The following is a 3447-nucleotide window of genomic DNA, read 5'->3' as shown; positions in this document are numbered from 1 at the left end:
GCGCCGACGAGCGACGCGGAGGGGCCCTCCTCTATGTGAACCAGCCCCCTCGCCGGTCAGGCGAAGCAGCGGGGAACGTTGAAGCAGTTGGTCGGGCGGTTGCCCGTCACGGCCGACTTGTCGTCGAGCTCCACCTCGCTGCTCGGCGAGTTGAAGATGCCGCCGACCGCCAGTCGCGCGATGTTGTCCTTCACCTTGGTCTCGTCCAGCCGGACCTCGCTGCCGAAGATGGTGAAGATGCCACCGCCGACGCCGAGCGGCCCGACGGCGCGGTTGCCGACGACCTCGCTCTTGCGCAGCGTCACGATGCTGTCCTCGACGAAGAGGCCGCCGCCGAAGAACCCGGCGACGTTCTCCTTGATCGAGCTCTCCTCGATCGTCGCCACGCTGTCGAACGCGATGGCCAGGCCGCCACCGACGCCCACCGTGCTGTTCTTCGCCACGGTCACGTGCTTCAGCGTGAGCTGGCTGTCCGCCGTCGCGATACCACCACCGGCGAGCACCGCCGTGTTGTCGGTGATCTTCGCGTACTCCAGCTTGGTGTCACCCTCGACGTCGAGGATGCCGCCACCGAAGCCGATGGTGTTGTTGCTCGTGACCTCGGTCTTGTAGAGCCAGAGCGCGCCACCGTCGACGTCGTCCTGGAGGATGCCCGGGGCGCCGTTGGCGATGCCGCCGCCACCGATCCCGGCCTCGTTGTTCTTGACCGACGACTCGTCCACCTGGAGTACGCCGGCGTTGAAGAGCCCACCGCCGTAGAGGAACGCCGTGTTCTCCGTGACGGTGCTCTTGCTGATCCGGGTGTGGCCGAAGTTGGCCAGCCCGCCGCCCTTGCCGCCGGTCTGGTTCTGCACGATCTCGCTGTACTCGATATCCGCCCTGCCGCCCGGCTGCACCAGGATGCCGGCGCCGTCGTTGAACTCCGGCTCCTCGACCAGCACGCTGACGTCGGTGCCGGCCGCTGCGGCCGGTGCCGGGTCGGCCACGGCCGTCACGGCTTTCGCCGGCTTGGCGGCCGGCTTGGCGTCGGTGGCCGGCTTGGCGGCCGGCTTGGCCTCGGCTGCCGGCTTCGCAGCCGCCTTCGCCTTCAGCGTGTCCGCCTCCACCGTGGCCGGCGTGCCCGCCTTGATCGCCTCGGTCGCCTGGACCGAGTTCGAGTAGCGGGACCAGACCTGCATCGGCTGCGGCACCAGGCCCGTACCGAGTGTCTGACCGCCCTTGATGGTCAGGCCCTTCACCGTCAGGTGCCCGCCGGCGCCGACGTTGAGGATCCGGAACCAGGTCGCGTTGGCGTTCCGGACGAGCTTGGTCTTGTCGCCCTTGAGGGTGATCTTCTCGGTGATGACCGGCAGGCCGTTGCCGAACTCGTCGTACCGGGTCAGGTTGTAGGTGCAGTCCTTGGCCAGTTCGAGCGTCGCGCCGTGGTTGTCGTTGGCGAAGACGATCGCCTGGATCAGCTTGTCGGTGTCGCAGGGCACCTTCTTGACCTGGTCCTTGTGCTCCTGGTCCTTGTGCTCCTGCTCCTTCTGCTCCCGACCGCTGCTCCCACCGGTGCGGTCACCCTGCCCGCTCCAGTCCCCGCCGCTCCAGTCGTCGCCGCCCCAGTCGTCGCCGGACCGGCTCTCGTCACCCTTGCCGCTCTCGTCGTCGCCCGCGTCCACCTTGCCGGAGTCGCTGACGTTCTGCTTCGGGGTCGACGACTGCGCGTCGGAGAGTCGGTCCGTGCCGCCGGACTTGTCGTCCCGCGCGGCCACGCCGCCCAGGACCGCCAGGCCGACCACGCCGGTCAGGCCCGCGACGCCGGCGGCCACCCACAGTTTCCGTCGTCCTGATCTCGGCGGTGGGGCCGGTGCCCCGCCGTCGGGAGTGGTTACGTCATTGGACATCAGAGCCTTCCGCCCTTTCCTGCTACCAGACGGGGTCGCCCCGGCTTAAGTCGGTGCGACCAGCTACAAATCGGTTGCAGCCTCTGATGGCCACCGTATGAGAAGGATCCTCGCGACGGGGACGTATCCGAAAAAAGCCCGCATTGACCTCACATCGGTCATTGATCGGGTCATCAGGGTCGGTGCGGACAGGAAACCTCCGACCGTTACGAAGGTGGACGGGCCCGGCAGCCGACGCGGGACGTTCGAAACGCCACCAGCCGGGATGTCGGGAATGCCCGCCTGCGCTCGCGAACCGGACGATATCGCCCAACGACCCCAGGCGCGGCCGATCGACTCGACTTCCATGAAGTCGGGGCATCGCGCGGACCGGATGGCCCGACATGCAGGTAACCCGAGTCGATCACCGTTCCAGGCCGTCAATGCGCACCCCCCGGCCCCGATTCGGCGTGGCGACGGCCGGGACGCTCCGCGTCGGGGGGTCCGAGTCGATCCCGAAGCCTCGACGAGTCGGGGGTGCCCCGGAGCGGGACACCCCCTCGGGCCATGGTTGACCGGACCCAGCCGAGACCACTCGCCCACGGGTCGGTGACCGGGACCCGGGCTTGTGGGTTCCGGGCCGGTGGCCGGACTGGGGCTTGCGCCGTCCCGGCCGATGGCCCGGAACTGATGATCGAATCGGGTTACGTGCGTGTCGGGGTGTCCCGTCCGCACATGCCCCGACTTCGTGGAACCCCGAGTCGACCACCGCCGCGCCCTGGGGCGATTGGCCAAGGCCGTCCGGTTTGCGAGGGGAGTCGGGCATTCCTCGGGCCACGGTTGACCGGATTCAGCCCCGACCATCGCCCACGGGGCGGTCACCGGGCTTGGGCTTGTGAGTTCTTCGGGGCGGTGACCGGGCTGGGGTTCCGGGGCCCGCGCCAGCGGCCCGGAGCGGTGATCGACTCGGGTTACCTGCATGTCGGGGTGTCCGGTCCGTGCGATGCCCCGACTTCATGGAAGTCGAGTCGATCATCGGGCATCCCCGAGACGGACCACGCGAGATGTCCGGTTTATGCGGCGGGTGGATGCGGCCCGCGGCCACCGGCGCCGGCGCAGGCGCAGGCGAGGAGCCACGGCGCCGACGCCGGTTGGGTGGTTTCGACGGTTTCGGGGTGTGACCGGTGGCATCCCCGGGCCGGAATCGTGGCCGGGCCGCCGGCGTTGAACAATCCCTGACGGCCGAGGTAGCAGCCCGCCCCGCCGGGCAGTCACCCGCGGGCCCGGCCCTGGCCGGGAACCCGGCCGATCCGGGGTGATACCCGGACAGGGCACCCGCCTGTCGACCCGCCGGTCGGCACGGCCCCGGGAATGACGGTGGCCCGCCGGTCGTTGAACCCGGTCCGACCGCACGAACCGTTGAACCCGGTCCCCGCCGCACGACCCCCCAAGGTTGCCGCGGACCACGGTCGGCAAGCCCCCGGAACCCCGGGCAGGCCGCCGGGAATGATGGTGGCCGGTCGGTCGTTGCACACCGTCCCGGCGCGGTGAAGCCCCCCGCCTCACCCCGGGACTTTCGGGC

Annotated in this window: 1 protein-coding gene; it reads right to left on the bottom strand. The window is 69.9% G+C overall.

Annotation, left to right across the window (positions count from 1 at the left end; genetic code table 11):
• Positions 1 to 56 precede the first annotated feature (56 nt).
• Entirely contained in the window at positions 57 to 1886 is a 1830-nt protein-coding gene (locus E1211_RS31380; RefSeq protein ID WP_132353750.1) for a right-handed parallel beta-helix repeat-containing protein, read from the bottom strand.
• Positions 1887 to 3447: the final 1561 nt, after the last annotated feature.

This window comes from Micromonospora sp. 15K316 (assembly GCF_004348525.1).
Lineage (GTDB): Bacteria > Actinomycetota > Actinomycetes > Mycobacteriales > Micromonosporaceae > Micromonospora.
This window is presented reverse-complemented; position numbering and strand designations above follow the sequence as displayed.